The sequence below is a fragment of the Ruegeria sp. CDSB113 genome, from assembly GCF_059611045.1.
The window spans coordinates 134,511-150,301 of record NZ_JBXWOU010000006.1; the positions used below are offsets into that span (position 1 = coordinate 134,511).

Consider the following 15,791-nt stretch of genomic DNA (forward strand, 5'->3'; position numbering starts at 1 on the left):
TGAGGTTGGAATTTATCGTTTGTTCTATCAGCCTCGGTGCTGAAGACTTGGTACTTCAAGACTTCTTGGCGCCCTTGATCTTCGTTTTTCCAGCGCCGCCACCCTGGTTTTCGCTCGCGTCTACGACGCCGTCACCGTTCGTGTCTGCACCATCGAAAATAGCTCTGTGACGATCAATAAATGCTTGGGTCCGCTCAATTCCCGCAGGGTGATACTCAAGCATTTCTTCAAACGTCACGACTCCGTCTTGGTTCAGGTCGTGCGTTTCGGTCGATACATCGGCATGTGCCATGGCGGCTGCAAAAACTACGCTGCTGGCTGTGAAAGCCAATTGGACCAATCTCATGGGGGTTCCTCATCGTGTTTAATTTCGATGTGGTTTAAATGCGCTTATCTTGACATAATCAAAATGACGCAAATAACATACTGGTCATGCAAAAACAGAATGATGAATTGGCTTCGATGGACTTTCGGGTTTTGCGATTTTTGCGGATCTTGTTGCAGACTGGCAGCGTGACCCGAACTGCTGAACTGCTTGAGATCAGTCAACCTGCGGCAAGTCGCATTCTTGCACGCATTCGGGATCTGACTGGCGACCCATTATTAATCCGAACTCAGGCAGGGTATCAGTTGACGGATCACGCACTGTCGCTTCAGGAACCGGTGCTAGAGGCGATCCACGCGACCGAAGCGGTTTTTCTGCCGCCTCGGTTTGATCCCGCACATTCAAGCCGGCGTTTTTGGATCGCTGGTACCGACTATGCTGCGGCTTGCATCATTGGGCCGCTTGTCGATCGGCTGGCGACGGTCGCACCACATGTTAGAGTGGATGTAACACCATTGGTACCAGACAGTTTTTCGGCAATTCAGGACGGTGAAATTGATTTTGTCTTTTACGCCGGGCTCAAAGTGAAGGGTGATCTTATCGTCAAAAAACTCTTTACCGACAGCTACGTCCTTCTCATGCGCGAGGGTCATCCGTTGCACGAGCTTGCTGCGCAGAAGGGCTTTCTGGAGCCACCAGATATCACACCGTACCGACAGATTGAATTCAGCTATCCGACAGTTGATCGGTTGCGAGCGGATACCGTCATGCGTGCGACCAGCAATGGTGATCCGGCAACGTTGTCTGTACCTTTCTTCACCTCTATGTCTTTCCACGTCGCAAACAGCGACGTCGTTGCAGCCGCGCCGTCACGTTTGGGGGTTCAGCTCTCCTCATTCTCCAGCATCGTGTCGGTGCCCTTCAGGTCAGGTGCGGAATTTCCCTATTACCTGCTCTGGCATGAGCGGGGGCAATTCAATCCGGCCATTCGCTGGTTCGTAGAGGAGGTAGTACAGACTATTGCGCCATAGGACTCGGCTTAGGAAGAAATTCGATGACTGTCGAGTATCCACCAAAGGCGCATCGTTCATTCTGTCTCGCAGCTGCTTTCCCAAGCGAAGACGGCCCAATGCGGACCCTCATAGTGATCGCTAGTGCTGCGATGCAGCATCGCCAATCCGGTCATTCGCTGCACGCCCGAGTGTGGCATCCCTATGGATTGCAGCGGCGCGCAACTGAGCCTGTCCGGGACTTTTCTCAACAACAGCCAAAAAATCAATGCTTGGATTAATCATAGGGAAAAGGCCAAAACACAGTTAGAAGTAGTTAACTTAGATAGAATTCCTCAAGAGGCGAAGAACACGCCCGAAGCGGAAAGGTCTGTTGATTTGATACCGACAATTACCTTTGTGGCTATTGGAGCAGTCATTCTTGTGGGATTGCTGTTCGCTCCGTTTTCACGAACCGCGATTTGGCGCGCCACAGTTACCCCGCTCGCCTCAATAATCGGGAGTGGGTTTCTTGTCTCAGCCCCTCTGCTTGCCCGGGAGTTTGGGGGCTTTGCTGCGCTTGCGATGGCGCTGTTAATTCTGGTGGCAATGCTGATTGGATGGACAATCCGATACAACATCAGAGTTGTCGAACCACAGTTGGCGGCCGACAAGGATCATGTCCTGCATTCGATTGAGCAACTCAGTCATATTGTTCTTGCATTTGCCTACTTCATTTCCGTTTCCTATTACCTTGCCCTTCTCGGGCACTTTGTCCTTCAGGGCGCAAATATTGACCGGCCAGAGTTGGCAAAACCCATCGCGATAAGTCTTTTGGTGGTGATTGGGCTATTAGGTTGGAGCGGTGGAGCGCAAAAAGTTGCCCGCGTTGAACGCTATGCGACAGCTTTAAATCTATCAGTGATAGCTGGATTTCTTGCGGCTCTTGCGGTTTTTGCATTCGGGAGGATCGTCGGACCGGGCGACTTTCTGTCAGCTGCTGGCAAATTCGAACTTAAGTCACTTCCCGTTCTTCTCGGGTTGCTGATTGTTGTACAGGGATTTGAAACGACAAGGTTCATGGGAGAGGAATTTGACGCGCAGACCAGAATTAAGGCGATGTGGAATGCCCAGTTGCTCTCTGGGGTTATTTACATTGTCTTCTTCATACTTCTTTCGCCGCTGCTTATAGATCTGTCTCAGGGAGAGGGAGTTGCTGCTGTTATATCTGTCTCGGCCTTGGTCGCGGGCATACTGCCGATTTCTTTGACAATAGCTGCGACAGCTAGCCAATTTAGTGCATCTGTTGCAGACAGTATTGGGGATGCTGGCTTGATCGGCGAGATCACTCATGATCGCGTAAACCCCAGCCACGCCTATGGTCTAATTGCGCTGGTTGGAATTGGCATTCTGTGGTCGACTGATGTTGACCAAGTGATAGCCTTGGCAAGCCGTGCCTTTGCCTTGTTTTACGCCCTTCAATGCCTGGTCGCATTTGAAGCTGCACGTAAGCGTAAGGGTGACGAGAAAAAAGCAGCCGCCTTTTTGGCGCTAAGTGTTATTTCCGGAGCGGTTTTCGTATTCGGGGTTCCAGCCGGTTGAACAGGATTTCGCCAAGGAATAGGAACCGAATGCCTTCAACACTCAGTTATGTCTAAACGAAGCCGAATTTGGCTCATCGCTTTGAAGCGATGACGGTTCGCAGGCCCTAGAAATATGAGCCTTTTGCACCCTGAACACCAATTGAGGTGACGGCTTGGTGCAGAACACCTAACCTATGAGAGAAATTGTTCTTGTTCCCAATTTCATGGGGTCGATTCAGAAGCAGATTTCAAGAAGCGCCATATTCCATTGAGGCGTACGCAATAGAAGGAGAGGGAAATGACAACTGAGGACCAACTTTGGGCGACAGAAGAGCGGCTATGGTTAAACGGTTTCGATTCCGCACATTCAGAAATATCTGAAGATGCCGTGATGATCTTCCCGTACCCGGCAAAAATACAACGCGGCACGACTGGTGCGCAAGGCACGGCAGGATGGCGGACGGTTCGAATGAGCGACCGACATTTCAATCTTAAAGGTGATATTGCTGTTCTCGCATATCGGGTTTCAGCCGAGCGTCCTAACGCTCCGATTTATCACGCTGTATGTGCGTCGACATATTTAAACGATGCCGGTGTTTGGAAGCTCGTGTCACATCAGCAAACACCAGCCGACGATGAGACGTTAGCGCAGCCCGAGCTTTAAAGGATGGGTACAATGGATATTGATCCGCCCCCCTTGAGTGGCCCAGTTTGATTGTTGGTGAATGATTGGCCTCTGGTTTATCTGGACGATGGTTTCCGGAGCCGGACGGCGGTAGCCCGGAGCGCTGCACGGTCGTTTGGTGTTGTAGCGCTTCCCCCATTCTTCGATCAGGACTTGGGCTTCGTGTATCGCTACGACGGTGCCTCAGCCATTCAGATGCAGGGTAGCCCTGCCGAGGGGTTCACAACCGGCGAAGCGTTGGCTGAAATTGAGGTCTTGGCGCAAGAGCGGCCACCAGGCTTTCAGATCGCATGGACAGGCTTGTCACTGAAAGGGCGCGAGTCCGGTGATCAGGCCGGCCTTCTGTATGCTCTTTCCCTGGCTGCCGTACATCCAGTAGCCCAGACCGTGTCGGGGAACAGCGTGACAATCAAAGCCAAAAGTTAGGGACACAACAAAGGCACTTATGTCAATCCAAGCTCAGAGTTCGCGACCCAATCACTGCTAGCTTTCAAATGCCGCGTCGAAACCCCAGATTCGCCGCAGATGACCCAAAGTCAATTCGCTGGCCTTTTTGTCCAGCGGCACGCCATCACGCACAGAGTGATGCAGCCTCAGGTGGCGATCCCCCATTAAGTCCACATCGACGATCTGAATATCGGGATCGTGTTCCGAAACGTCGAAACTGCGCGCCAGGGTGTTGCGCACCTGATGATAACCGCGTTCGTTGTGAATCGCGTCGACTGTGTAGAAGGGCTTCCCCTCGTCATCGGTCAGCGAAAACATGCGGAACCGGCGCATGACATTGGGGCTGAGGAACTGCTGAACGAAACTCTCGTCGCGATAGTTGGCCCAGGCATCCTTTAATAAATCGCGCCACGCACGGCTGCCCGCTATGTCCGGAAACCATTCCCGGTCCTCCTCGGTTGGGTCGGTGCAGATGCGCTTGATATCCTGCATCATCGCGAAACCCAACGCATAAGGGTTGATCCCGATCGCGTTCGGGGCGTCAAAGTCGGGCTGCGACAGCACATTGGTATGGCTGTGCAATATTTCGAGCATCGCGCCATCCGTCAGCAAACCAGCGCGGTGCAACTCGTTGGTAATATAATAGTGGACGAAGCAGGCGCATCCTTCATTCATAACCTTGGTCTGACGTTGCGGGTAGAAATACTGTGCTATGTTGCGAACGATGCGTAGAATTTCGCGTTGCCATGGCTTCAGAACCGGGCTGTGACGTTCGATGAAATAGAGCAGGTTTTCTTCCGGCAGCCCCATTTCGCGCTTGCGCTTCTGCGCTTCTTCATCGGTTTTCGAAGACTGTGTGGGATGATCGAATGCATCCCACAGGTAATGTACCGCCCGCTCTTCTTCGATTTGCCGCTCACGCTGCCGGGTTCTCTCTTCTGCGAGCGATAAGTGGGTTGGGCGCCTGTGCCGGAAAACGCTGGACGGCATAAGCGCATGCGCCGCGTCGAGCAAACGCTCGACCTCGCGTTCCCCGTGCTGTTCTTCACATTGGGCGATAAATCCACGCGCATAGTCGAGATAGTCGAGTATACCTTGCGCATCGCTCCATTGACGAAACAGGTGATTGTTCTTGAAGAAGTGATTGTGCCCGAAGGCCGCATGAGCAATCACAAGGACCTGAAGTGCCATCGTGTTGTCTTCAAGGCAGTAGGAAATACATGGATCGGAATTGATCACGATTTCATAGGCAAGACCATTTGCGCCTTTGCTATAGGCTTTTTCTTCGTGAACAAAACGCTTCCCAAAGGACCAATGCCGATACATGAGCGGCATCCCTGTCGACGAATAGGCATCCAGCATTTGCTGATACGAGATGATTTCGATCTGGTTCGGATAGACGTCAAGTTCGAGGTCATCAATCGCCACACGCTCGATTGCATCATAGCTGCGCTGGATGGTCTGAAAATCCCAATCCGCGCCGTCAAACAGCGGCGCACCAGATTCGGCCCGATCAACCATTGGAAACTCCGTTCGTCTTGCGCGCAAACAGCTCGTGCAGAACCGGGTAGATGTCACTGGCTCGTGCGATCCGTTTCATGGCGAAGTTTGGCCAAGCCTCTGCAACTTGTCGGTACGAACGCCATAGTTCCATGCCGCTATCTTCGCTGTTCATCAGATTGGCTTCGGTCTCGTCGACAATTTCCGTATAGGCAAAGTATTGGCAGCGCTTCATCAGATCGCTGGTCAACAGGTCAGCGCATAGTTGTGAATCTCCGCTGAAATTCTCACCATCTGATGCTTGCGCGGCATAAATATTCCATAGCGAAGGCGGATAACGGGCTTCGATTATCTTTTTCATTTCGGTGAGCGCGCTGCTCACGACCGTACCGCCAGTTTGGCGCGAGTGAAAAAAAGTGTCTTCATCAACCTCCGCTGCGACCTGGGTGTGGCGGATGAATACAAGCTCGATCTTATCGTAGCGTTGCTTGAGGAAAAGATGCAGCAGGACGAAGAACTGCTTGGCAAGGTTCTTTTCACGCTCCCCCATCGAGGCTGAAACGTCCATCAGGCAGAACATTACCGCGTTCGCCGCCGGTTCGGGGCGCATTTCGAAATACTTGTAACGCACGTCCAGCGGGTCAATATAGGGAACAATCCGGCGTCGCCGTAGCATCTTGTCGAGTTGCTCACTCAGCAGTTGCCTTTCCGCCTTTCGCGCTGCATCTGGCTTTTCCAACGCTTCCAGTTCTTCAACCTGTTGCGTAAGAGCCTGTATCTCGGCGTTTGTCGGTCGTCGCATCGCAAGACGTCGGCCAAAAGCATTGCGCATCGTTCGCGAAACACTGAGGTTGGCGGGCGTTCCGGCAGCAGTATAGCCCATGCGATGCGGCTTGGAGACGGTGACCTCTTTCAGACTGCGTTTGACCATGTCGGGCAGTTCGAGATCCTCGAAGAACAGGGAAAGAAACTCCTCCCGCGACAGAACGAACATGAACTCGTCCTCGCCCTCCCCATCGGGCGCACCCTCACGTCCACCCTGCCCGCCTTGACCCGATGGAGGTTTCTTGAGACGGTCACCTGCCTTGAATTTCTTGTTTCCTGTCAGAACCCTGTGTCTGGAACCACCTTTGCTGTCATGCTGAAAATGCGGTTCACCAATCCCTTCTGCCGGTACAGAGATGTTTTCCTGCCGGCCGACATCAGCGATTTTCCGGCGCCGGACACTTTCTTCAACCGCCTCTTTAACGGCTGAGCGAACCCGACGCAGAAACCGCCTGCGGTTCCCAAGATTCTTATCCTTGGGGTTCAGTCTTCGGTCGATGAAATGGGCCATTTGAGCATAGACTCCTCATCCTGCCTTGTTGACCCGCATGTACCATTCAACCAAGCGTCTGACCTGTCGGCGCGTGTAACCGCGACCTATCATTCGATCAATAAACTCGTTGTGCTTTGCTTCGGTCTCCTTGTCGCGCTTAGCGCCGAAGCTGATGACAGGCAGAAGGTCCTGAATCTGGCCGAACATCCGTTTTTCGATGACCCTTCTCAGCTTTTCATATTTACGCCAATCAGGGTTTCGACCGCGATTGTTGGCCCGTGCACGCAGCACGAATTTAACAACTTCGTTTCGGAAATCCTTAGGGTTTGCAATTCCAGCCGGTTTTTCAATCTTTTCAAGTTCCTGCTCCAGAACGCCGCGATTGAGGATCTGGCCGGTATCCGGATCCTTGAAGTCCTGATCTTCGATCCAGGCATCGGCAAAGGCGATGTATCTGTCGAAAAGGTTTTGACCAAAGTCAGAATAGGATTCCAAGTAAGCTTTTTGGATCTCATTGCCGATGAATTCCGCGTAGCGCGGTGCCAAGTCGTCCTTCATGAAAGACAGGTACCGGCTTTCCACCTCGTCGGGGAATTGCTCCCGTTTCACCGCCTGTTCAAGAACATAGAGCAGATGAACCGGATCGGCACCCACTTCCTCGGTGTCGTGATTGAAGCTCTCGGACAGCACCTTGAACGCAAAGCGGGTGGATGTGCCGGTCATCCCCTCGTCCACCCCGGCCGCATCCCGATATTCTTGCACTGACCGCGCTTTGGGATCGGTATCCTTCAGTGTTTCACCGTCATAAACGCGGAGCTTGGAAAAAGCCGGCGAATTTTCATGCTCTTTCAGGCGTGTCAAAACACTGAACTGGCTCAGGATGGACAACGTTTCCGGTGCGCAGGGAGATTCACCCAGGCTGCTTTCCTCAAGCAGCTTCTCGTAAATGCGGGTTTCATCCGAGGCACGCAGGCAATAGGGAACCTTGACCAAGCTGATCCGGTCCAAAAAGGCCTCGTTGTTCTTGTTGTTTTTGAACTGCTGCCACTCTGCTTCGTTCGAATGCGCAACAATCACACCCTGGAAGGGGAAGGCACCGATGTTCTCTGTCCCCGCATACGACCCCTCCTGCGTGGCGGTCAGCAGGGGATGCAACACCTTGATCGGCGCCTTGAACATCTCCACGAATTCCATCAAACCCTGCGTGGTGCGGTTTAGAGCACCGGAATAGGAATAAGCGTCTGGATCGTTTTGGCTGAATTCTTCCAACTTGCGTATGTCGAGCTTCCCGACAAGCGAAGAAATGTCTTGGTTGTTTTCATCACCCGGTTCAGTCTTCGCGACACAAATCTGGCGCAGTTTCGACGGGTAGAGTTTTACAACTGAAAATCTGGAGATATCGCCCTCGTACTCCTGCAGGCGCTTGACCGCCCAAGGCGAAATCAATCCGTTCAACAGCCGTTTGGGGATGTTGTATTTATTCTCCAGCAGATCCCCCATCCGCACGCGGTCGAATAGGCCAAGAGGAGATTCAAAGATTGGGCTGATCTCGTCACCTGCCCGCAGCACATAGATCGGCTGCCGCTCCATCAGGTTTTTGAGAATCTCGGCAAGCGTTGACTTGCCCCCGCCGACGGGTCCCAGAAGATAGAGGATTTGCTTGCGCTCCTCGAGACCCTGGCTGGCATGGCGGAAAAAGCCAACGATGCGCTCAATGGTTTCCTCGACGCCATATATGTCCTGGAAAGGTTTGTATTGCTTGATTGTCCGGTTAAGAAATATGCGACTGAGCCGAGCGTCCTGACTGGTATCGATAAGCTCTGGCTCGCCAATCGCGGCGACCATCCGCTCAGCGGCGGTAGCCCGCATTGTCGGGTCTTCACGACATTCCAGCAAATAATCCTGCAATGTCATTTCGATGAGCTTGGTCCGCCCATACTCTTCCGCAAACTGCTCGAAAATCTCCATCTACAAAGTTCCTCTTGGTTTCGTACTCCTTCGTCCCAGCGCGCTAAATTCATTCTAGTCTACCACAAAATTAGTCCGTAATTGTTTAATTTCTAATCACAATTTGTTTCCCACCTGCCGCTCTTTTGAAATTTGTATTTATTGATGCTTGCAAAGCCCGCCACCGCGCAATCGTTGTGGTAGGCTGTGCAATCCACGGCGAAATTGCGGAGCCCACTTTCTGCGCAATGCCGGCAACGGATCATGTCGAAGTATTACCGACACTGTTAGCCAGTAAGAGCCCTCAATTTTGTAAACTAGTCGCGTGGCATCAAGCGGGACAAATTTGCCTATCCAAGTTCATGAAGAAGCTGACGAGCTTCTCTCAAATCGACTGTGTCGAATCCTTCACTGAACCAGTTATACAAAGGCTCCAGCAAATCCCTGGCCTTCTGGCGGTCTCCGGCCTCTGCCCACAGACGTGACAAGGAGGTCGAGGCACGCAGTTCCCAGGACTTTGCCTTTTGCTCCTGCGCTATTGCTATTGCCTTTTGGTAACACCGCTCACCAAGCTGAGTGTCGCTGTTGGCCAGATATAAACTTCCCCGCAGCCGTGAAATTTCGGCGGCCCATAACCCTTCACCCAATTTTAACTGAAGGGCTTCGGCTTCATCCAGCGCTTTCCCACATAAATCGAACTCTCCAAATTCAAGACAGGTTTCAGCCAGTAAACCCCGCCAGTTACTTCCCAGAACAATGGTGCCCGTATTGTCTGAGAGCTGAATACCTTCCTGGATCATTGATATACTATCTGCATTGGCATCTTCTTTAAATTTGGCCCATCCTAACAGAGGTTTCCCCCAGCCCGCATAGAGTGGAAACGAAAGGCTTTCGGCAACATTTAATACTTGTTCCGCATACCGGTTCACTTCCAGAACTGAACCGCGTTGTTGATTGATCTGGCCTAGAACAATGTAGGCAAAGCACTCGCTGACTTCATGATTTAATGTTTGTAGCAATGCCAAATTGCGTTGCGCAACTTCCAACGCTTGATCGGGCCAGCCAAGGCTCCAAAGGCAATGGGCTCCCACTGCGTTGAGAGCAATTCCCGGCGCTGCTCCACCAAAGCGCGATGCCAATTCTTCCTGAGCGGAGGAATCTGACAGTGATGCCCCATGCCTATAAGTCTCCAATCCCGACGCAAAGTCACCGGATAGCCAGCTCCCGTAGCCACACGCACGGTAAGCCATGATTTCCCAGTCATTCCTTTGAGATTGCTTGGCGAGGGAAAGCAGTTCAAAACCCAATTCTCGGGCTCTTTCGACAGATTGGGCTGTAAAAGAATACCACCATAAACCGTGTAGGGCGATGAATTGCTTTGAAGAATCCCCTGTTTTCTGACTGAGGTCCAATACGCGTTCGAAATGCTGCTGAACCTCAGGAGAGCCATAACCAAGCGATGAAATTGTCGCCACCCCCAAAGCTGAATGAAATTCAATCAGGAAGTTCAGGCGTTCAGGAGAGTCGGTTTGGCCGGCCAAAACCTCCAGGCCGTTTTCCAGATTCGCGATTGCTTCGCTAAAAGCGCAAGAACTGATAGCCAGTCGTCCGGCCATCAGCCAACTGGCCGCGGCCTGATCTATCAATCCTGCCTGTGTAGCGTGATGAGCAATGATCTCGGGTGCAGGTCCCGCTTCTTCATGCAACACATTGACAAGATCGGCGTGATAGTTTTTGCGCTTCGACTTTAACAGGCTTTCATAGGCTGCATCCCGGACCAGTGCATGCTTAAATATGTAGCTTTCCGACGGTGGCGTACCGCGGCGGAAAAGCAATTCAGCCGAGATGAGTTTTTCGAGAGCGTCCCTCAGTTTGTCTTGGGACAACGGCGAAAGCGAAGCAAGCAACTCAAACGAAAACTCGCGACCAATGCACGAGGCCATCTGGGCCACTTCCTTGACCGGTTGGAGGCGATCCAGCCGGGCCATGAGTGAATCGTGCAGTGAACTGGGGATTTCTAAATTCTCGAGAGAACCTGTCAGCTCGAAGGCGGTTTCGGTTTCGCGGAGCATTCCTGATTCAAGCAATGTCTTACACAACTCTTCGACAAACAGCGGAACGCCATCAGTTCCAGCCACGATTTCTTTAAGCACGGTCGGGGGCAAAATTTTACCACCGGTTATGTTGTTGACTATGGCCAGGGTCTGCTCGCGGCCCACACGGTTCAAGGTCAGGCGTGTCGCGATGGGGTGCCCCGTAATCGGATGGGAAAATGTCGGGCGCGCAGTTATCAGAATTAACACCGGTAAGTGTTCAATTCGGGATACCGTTTGTTCAACCAGTTCCAGGGTTGTCGGATCAATCCAGTGGGCGTCCTCCAGCAGAAACAACACGGGTGCAGTTCGGCTCAATCCAAAGAGCTGATTGATCAGGACCTCAAATGTCTTTGCCCGAAGTTGTGGAGGTGAAAGAGCCACTGGTCCATAGCGGCCATCAGCTTCGATACCCAGCAAATTGGCAATTATCGGGGCAGCATCGGAAACATCACTCGAAGATTTTGCAAGCAACGCCTCCAGTTTGTTCAATTTCGTGTCGGGGCCATCACTGTTGGCTATACCTGCCCCATGGGTCAGTTGCTGTACCGCTGGATAGAGTGCAGAGTCGCTGTGATAAGGCGAACATTGATAAATGATACGCACGTAATCTTCCTGTGACAAAGCATCAATCAGGTCACTCACAATGCGGGATTTTCCGATTCCTGCTTCACCAGAAAGAAGAACCATTTGACCTTCGCCGGCCTTTGCCTGAAGCCATCGGTCCTGAAGTAGGGCTAGTTCTTGTTTGCGGCCAACAAGCGAATACTGTTGTTTTGATTGCCGGGCAGCAAAACGAGTTTCCGCAACGTGCTCACCGAGCGCCGTAAATGCCTTTGTAAGGCCGGCAATGCCTCTCAGTTCATGCTCGCCTAAGTCGATGAAATTAAAGACGCTCCCGACCAGCTGACGTGTGGAGTCCGCCAAAATTACCTGACCTGGTTCAGCCAAAGACTGCAATCTTGAGGCAAGGTTAGGCGTTTCTCCTACCACGGCTTCTTCTTGAGCCGCACCTTCCCCTACCAGATCGCCGACTACCACCAAGCCAGTAGCCACGCCCGAACGCGCCACTAGTGCCTGACCATTTGCTGCTGTTAGCCCTTTGAGAGCCAGCATGATTGCTAGCCCTGCTCGAACAGCACGTTCGGCGTCATCTTCGTGGGCACGAGGCCAACCAAAATAACATAGTACGCCATCCCCCATATATTTGGCGATGTGGCCATCGTAACGCGTCACCACCCCGGCAACTGTGTTTTGAAAGATGGTTATCGCTTCGCGCATTTCTTCGGGATCGAGTTCACCTGACAGCGCCGTCGAGCCCACTAGATCAACGAACATCACCGTCAGTTGGCGGCGTTCTGCATACTTTGAATCGTCGGATGATGCTGTCATGGACGGATTTACGCTTGCTGCCTCAGCGTTTTCGTTGGACAGGGCCGCGATGGCTCGCATCAGTGTCTTGCGATGCCCCATGGCAGAGACACCCAGTTCTTTTAGGTCATGTTCAGACAGGTCCGGCAGATGTTCCATTAATAGCTGGTTTTCCTCGAACGCCTGTTCGTACGCGCCAAGTTCGAGTTCCTTCAGCCAATCACCAACGGATTTCGCCATATCTTCCTCTCTTCAGAGCAAAATAGCAAACTATTGAAGGAATGAAAAAGGGTGAAACTGGTTGACTTTCTTGAGCTCGATTTGCGCCGAATTGGACGGCGTCGTCGGCATTCTACAGTTCAATCTGCGACACGAGGCCAACTGGTAACTTGGGCTCGGAGCTGACCTCGGTGCCGTTGCAACAAAGCCCCTTGCCCCGCTAGCTACTGAGACGTGGTCGGCCCATAACCGCCGAGTGGCGACGGGGCGAACAATCTCTGTCCGTGGCGGATGGGTGCTGCAGAGTAGTCAAGGACGCAGGAAGGGCGCGCCCTTCAAGCGGACTTGTCCAGTATGCGGGGCCCGATCCAAAGTGTTGGCATGCCCAGAGGTGGGTGGGTCCATTTCGAGGGACGTTAAGGCCTGACACGGATCAAACACCCGTGTCTGAGACATCCACAATCACAGAGTCGGGTTTCACACCCCACACCGGCACAATTCGTCTTTGTCCGTTCTCCGTTGGCAATTTGTCGTTGTAGTATTTGGTGGCGAAGACGCCGGTGGATCGCTCGACTTGAAGCTGGATTGATGTGAGCCATTTGACGGAATTGGTCGCGTAGTATCCAGGAACAACCAACCGAGCTGGTCCGCCACGCGTCTTCGTCAGAGGTTCGTGGTTCATCTCGGTGGCGATGATGACTCCATCAGACACCGCTTTGGATAGGGGTAAGTCTTTCGAATAATATTGAGGAGATGAGCCGCGGTATGACCCATGATCGGCGCCAGTCATCCAGACATGCGAAGCCCCTTGTTCCATTTGGCATAGATCAATCAGATGCCTCAAAGTGACACCTTTCCCGACGACATTGCCAATTTCATGCGGTGTCGGCCTATCTGGGTTGATGGGGCTGCCTGCGCATTTGTGAAATCCGACTAACTCTGTTTGGGGAAGGCCCCTCAGGCCAAGCAGCGAAAAGCTGTGCGCCGTTGTAACTAGCCCGGAGATTTCCAAGCGCCAATCGACGACCGAAAACGCAGGTTCGCCCAGGTGGTCCTTAACAAACAGCTCTGAGTCCTGCGTGATGAAATTCTGAAGCCAGCGATCAACCATCATGGTTTCCCGGTGCAAGCGGGCGCGATCCGCAGAAGATGCGCGTCAGACGCCATGACTGCGATCGCTAGATGAGAGCGAGAATAGCAGTCAGCACAATGGCTCCAGCGAGGACGTAGTTCATCACTTTTTCTGACCTGACTGACAGGTTCAGTTGTCCTATTTTATGCCCGGCAAGTAGCCATATAGCGTCCATGACGCCCATTACCGCAAACACGCCCAGCCATTTGACCATGCCATCCCAATTCTGATTGCTCTCAAAGATCTGAAAAGACGCGAACAAGGATGCGAAAGCTGCATATGCTTTGGGGCTTGACACTCCAAGCAAGCCGCCAGCGAAAGGTGTAGGTGATAGTTTGATTTCATGCCCTGCGTCGCCAACCGGAGAAGTTGCGATTTTGAAAGCCAAGTAGAGTAGATAAGTTGTTGCTGCGACTGACATCGCAGTCAATGCCCACGGAAATGCGCTGATCAATGTAAAGAGACCCAGGATGGTCAGGCCAGCCGCGCTGGCCAAACCAAATTGCAGCCCCCAAAAGAACCCAAGGCTTTTGCGCCATCCATGCGCTCGACCCACTGCAAGAAGAGCCGCAATGGCAGGGCCGGGTGAACCCAAAAGCGCAATGGCCGCGATCAGAAATGCAAAAAATTCAAATGTATCCATCTGGTCTACCTTTGTCTTGGCAAGTCAGATTGTTCAGGCGTAAAGGCATTGTCTGACGTCAGCACCTATGGGTCCAAATAGCTGCATTTGATATGGGAGAGTTTCTGGCTCATCGTAACCACTGAGGAGTGGGACATGAGGAAGAAAACGAAGAGCCCTGGCGAGAAGGTCGTCAAAGACATCAAGCGTGCCACGCGCAAACAGTATTCGTCCGAAGAGAAGATCAGGATCGTGCTGGACGGGCTGCGTGGCGAGTACAGCATTGCTGAGCTATGCCGCCGTGAAGGGATTTCGCAAGGCGTCTACTACAAGTGGTCCAAGGACTTCATGGAAGCTGGCAAACGGCGCCTGGCGGGTGACACGGCCCGTGCTGCGACGACTGACGAAGTCAAAGACCTACGCCGCGAGGCTCGTGACCTGAAGGAGGTTGTGGCAGAGCAAACGCTTGAACTTCGGCTGCTCAAAAATAGCATGGTCGGGGATGGGGGCGACGACAAATGAGATACCCCGCATCTGAGAAGCTAGAGATCATTCGGTTGGTCGAAGAGAGCCATCTTTCGGCACGCCGGACATTGGCCAAGCTGGGTATCCCCCGTACCACATTCTACCGCTGGTATGATCGGTATCTGCAGCGCGGTGAGGCTGGTTTGCATGATCAATCACCAAAGCCAATTCATGTCTGGAACCGGGTGCCCACCGAAGTGAAGCGCAAGGTTGTGGATCTCGCTCTGAAAGAGACGGAGCTGTCGCCGCGCGAGCTGGCCGTCACGTTCACCGATCAAGAGCGCTACTTTGTGTCGGAATCTACGGTGTATCGCACGCTCAAGGCGCATGACCTGATCACCAGCCCTGCCTTCATCGTGCTGAAAGCCGCGAATGAGTTTGAGCATAAGACAACAGCCATCAACCAGCTCCCCCTCTCATCGCCGCAAGCGGCGACTGCCGGGCAGCGGGCAGACCGACTTTACCTATCTCAAGGTTCTGGGTTGGGGCTGGTTTTATCTCAGCACAATTCTGGACGATTACAGCCGCTACATCATCTCATGGAAACTCTGCACGAACATGCGGGCTGAGGATGTGACAGACACCCTCGATTTAGCCTTGCAGGCCTCCGGCTGTGATCAGGTCCATGTCGTCCACAAACCAAGACTGCTCAGTGACAACGGCTCAAGTTATGTCTCTGGCGATTTGGCTGAATGGTTGAAGGACAAAGGCATGAAACACAGTCGTGGTGCGCCGTATCATCCGCAGACCCAAGGTAAAATCGAACGATGGCATCAAACCTTGAAGAACCGCATCTTATTGGAAAACTACTTCCTGCCAGGTGATCTCGAGGCCCAGATCGAAGCCTTCGTCGATCACTACAACCATCAGCGATATCACGAGAGCCTAAATAACGTCACACCCGCCGATGTCTACTTCGGGCGTGACCAAGCCATTCTGGAACAACGAGAAAGGATCAAACAGAAGACGTTCGAAGCGCGACGCTTGCATCACAGCCAGCGCGCAGCATAATCACACAAACCAGATGAGCCGAAC

General features: G+C 52.7%; 10 protein-coding genes and 3 pseudogenes. 5 read left to right on the plus strand and 8 right to left on the minus strand.

The window, feature by feature from the left end; all coding sequences use genetic code 11:
* Window positions 1–55 precede the first annotated feature (55 nt).
* The gene (locus AC2FIS_RS12860) at window positions 56–346 is read right to left on the minus strand and encodes an EF-hand domain-containing protein (RefSeq protein ID WP_496773727.1); all 291 of its coding nucleotides are present in this window, start codon (window positions 344–346) and stop codon (window positions 56–58) included.
* An 86-nt stretch (window positions 347–432) separates the two neighbouring features.
* On the opposite strand from AC2FIS_RS12860, the gene AC2FIS_RS12865 reads away from it, so the two are divergent.
* From AC2FIS_RS12865 to AC2FIS_RS12875, 3 genes are all read left to right on the plus strand, one after another.
* Window positions 433–1,356 carry a LysR family transcriptional regulator gene (locus AC2FIS_RS12865; RefSeq protein WP_496773728.1) on the plus strand — a complete coding sequence of 308 codons (924 nt, stop codon included), beginning with the start codon at window positions 433–435 and terminating at the stop codon, window positions 1,354–1,356.
* A 183-nt stretch (window positions 1,357–1,539) separates the two neighbouring features.
* Window positions 1,540–2,916, plus strand: coding sequence for an Aq_097 family APC-type transporter (locus tag AC2FIS_RS12870; RefSeq protein ID WP_496773729.1), 1,377 nt, complete (start codon window positions 1,540–1,542; stop codon window positions 2,914–2,916).
* Between the two features lie 279 nt (window positions 2,917–3,195).
* On the plus strand, window positions 3,196–3,561 hold the full coding sequence (locus AC2FIS_RS12875; RefSeq protein WP_496773730.1) for a hypothetical protein: 366 nt from the start codon (window positions 3,196–3,198) through the stop codon (window positions 3,559–3,561).
* Between the two features lie 57 nt (window positions 3,562–3,618).
* On the opposite strand, the pseudogene AC2FIS_RS12880 reads toward AC2FIS_RS12875, so the two are convergent.
* Window positions 3,619–3,753, minus strand: a pseudogene (locus AC2FIS_RS12880) (integrase core domain-containing protein); the annotation flags it as partial.
* On the opposite strand from AC2FIS_RS12880, the pseudogene AC2FIS_RS12885 reads away from it, so the two are divergent.
* Window positions 3,745–3,951, plus strand: a pseudogene (locus AC2FIS_RS12885) (efflux RND transporter permease subunit); the annotation flags it as partial. The pseudogenes AC2FIS_RS12880 and AC2FIS_RS12885 overlap by 9 nt on opposite strands.
* Before the next feature lie 114 nt (window positions 3,952–4,065).
* Here the strand turns inward: AC2FIS_RS12885 and AC2FIS_RS12890 are convergent.
* From AC2FIS_RS12890 to AC2FIS_RS12915, 6 genes are all read right to left on the minus strand, one after another.
* Window positions 4,066–5,550, minus strand: coding sequence for a SpoVR family protein (locus AC2FIS_RS12890; RefSeq protein ID WP_496773731.1), 1,485 nt, complete (start codon window positions 5,548–5,550; stop codon window positions 4,066–4,068).
* A complete protein-coding gene (locus AC2FIS_RS12895; protein WP_496773732.1) occupies window positions 5,543–6,865 on the minus strand; it encodes a YeaH/YhbH family protein in 1,323 nt (440 codons plus the stop codon). The genes AC2FIS_RS12890 and AC2FIS_RS12895 overlap by 8 nt, the downstream gene beginning before the upstream one ends.
* Window positions 6,866–6,880: 15 nt before the next feature.
* A complete protein-coding gene (locus AC2FIS_RS12900) occupies window positions 6,881–8,815 on the minus strand; it encodes a PrkA family serine protein kinase (RefSeq protein ID WP_496773733.1) in 1,935 nt (644 codons plus the stop codon).
* A 329-nt stretch (window positions 8,816–9,144) separates the two neighbouring features.
* The gene (locus AC2FIS_RS12905) at window positions 9,145–12,498 is read right to left on the minus strand and encodes an AAA family ATPase (RefSeq protein WP_496773734.1); all 3,354 of its coding nucleotides are present in this window, start codon (window positions 12,496–12,498) and stop codon (window positions 9,145–9,147) included.
* Between the two features lie 412 nt (window positions 12,499–12,910).
* Window positions 12,911–13,588, minus strand: coding sequence for a molybdopterin-dependent oxidoreductase (locus AC2FIS_RS12910; protein WP_496773735.1), 678 nt, complete (start codon window positions 13,586–13,588; stop codon window positions 12,911–12,913).
* 67 nt (window positions 13,589–13,655) lie between these two features.
* Window positions 13,656–14,252: a LysE family translocator gene (locus tag AC2FIS_RS12915; RefSeq protein ID WP_496773736.1), complete on the minus strand. Its 597-nt coding sequence runs from the start codon at window positions 14,250–14,252 to the stop codon at window positions 13,656–13,658.
* 135 nt (window positions 14,253–14,387) lie between these two features.
* Here AC2FIS_RS12915 and AC2FIS_RS12920 point away from each other — a divergent pair.
* Window positions 14,388–15,767 (plus strand): annotated as a pseudogene (locus AC2FIS_RS12920) (IS3 family transposase).
* Window positions 15,768–15,791 lie beyond the last annotated feature (24 nt).

Coding starts and splice junctions, on each gene's coding strand:
- AC2FIS_RS12860 (WP_496773727.1), bottom strand. CDS start 346: ATGAGATTGGTCCAATTGGCTTTCACAGCCAGCAGCGTAGTTTTTGCA.
- AC2FIS_RS12865 (WP_496773728.1), top strand. CDS start 433: ATGCAAAAACAGAATGATGAATTGGCTTCGATGGACTTTCGGGTTTTG.
- AC2FIS_RS12870 (WP_496773729.1), top strand. CDS start 1,540: ATGGATTGCAGCGGCGCGCAACTGAGCCTGTCCGGGACTTTTCTCAAC.
- AC2FIS_RS12875 (WP_496773730.1), top strand. CDS start 3,196: ATGACAACTGAGGACCAACTTTGGGCGACAGAAGAGCGGCTATGGTTA.
- AC2FIS_RS12890 (WP_496773731.1), bottom strand. CDS start 5,550: ATGGTTGATCGGGCCGAATCTGGTGCGCCGCTGTTTGACGGCGCGGAT.
- AC2FIS_RS12895 (WP_496773732.1), bottom strand. CDS start 6,865: ATGGCCCATTTCATCGACCGAAGACTGAACCCCAAGGATAAGAATCTT.
- AC2FIS_RS12900 (WP_496773733.1), bottom strand. CDS start 8,815: ATGGAGATTTTCGAGCAGTTTGCGGAAGAGTATGGGCGGACCAAGCTC.
- AC2FIS_RS12905 (WP_496773734.1), bottom strand. CDS start 12,498: ATGGCGAAATCCGTTGGTGATTGGCTGAAGGAACTCGAACTTGGCGCG.
- AC2FIS_RS12910 (WP_496773735.1), bottom strand. CDS start 13,588: ATGGTTGATCGCTGGCTTCAGAATTTCATCACGCAGGACTCAGAGCTG.
- AC2FIS_RS12915 (WP_496773736.1), bottom strand. CDS start 14,252: ATGGATACATTTGAATTTTTTGCATTTCTGATCGCGGCCATTGCGCTT.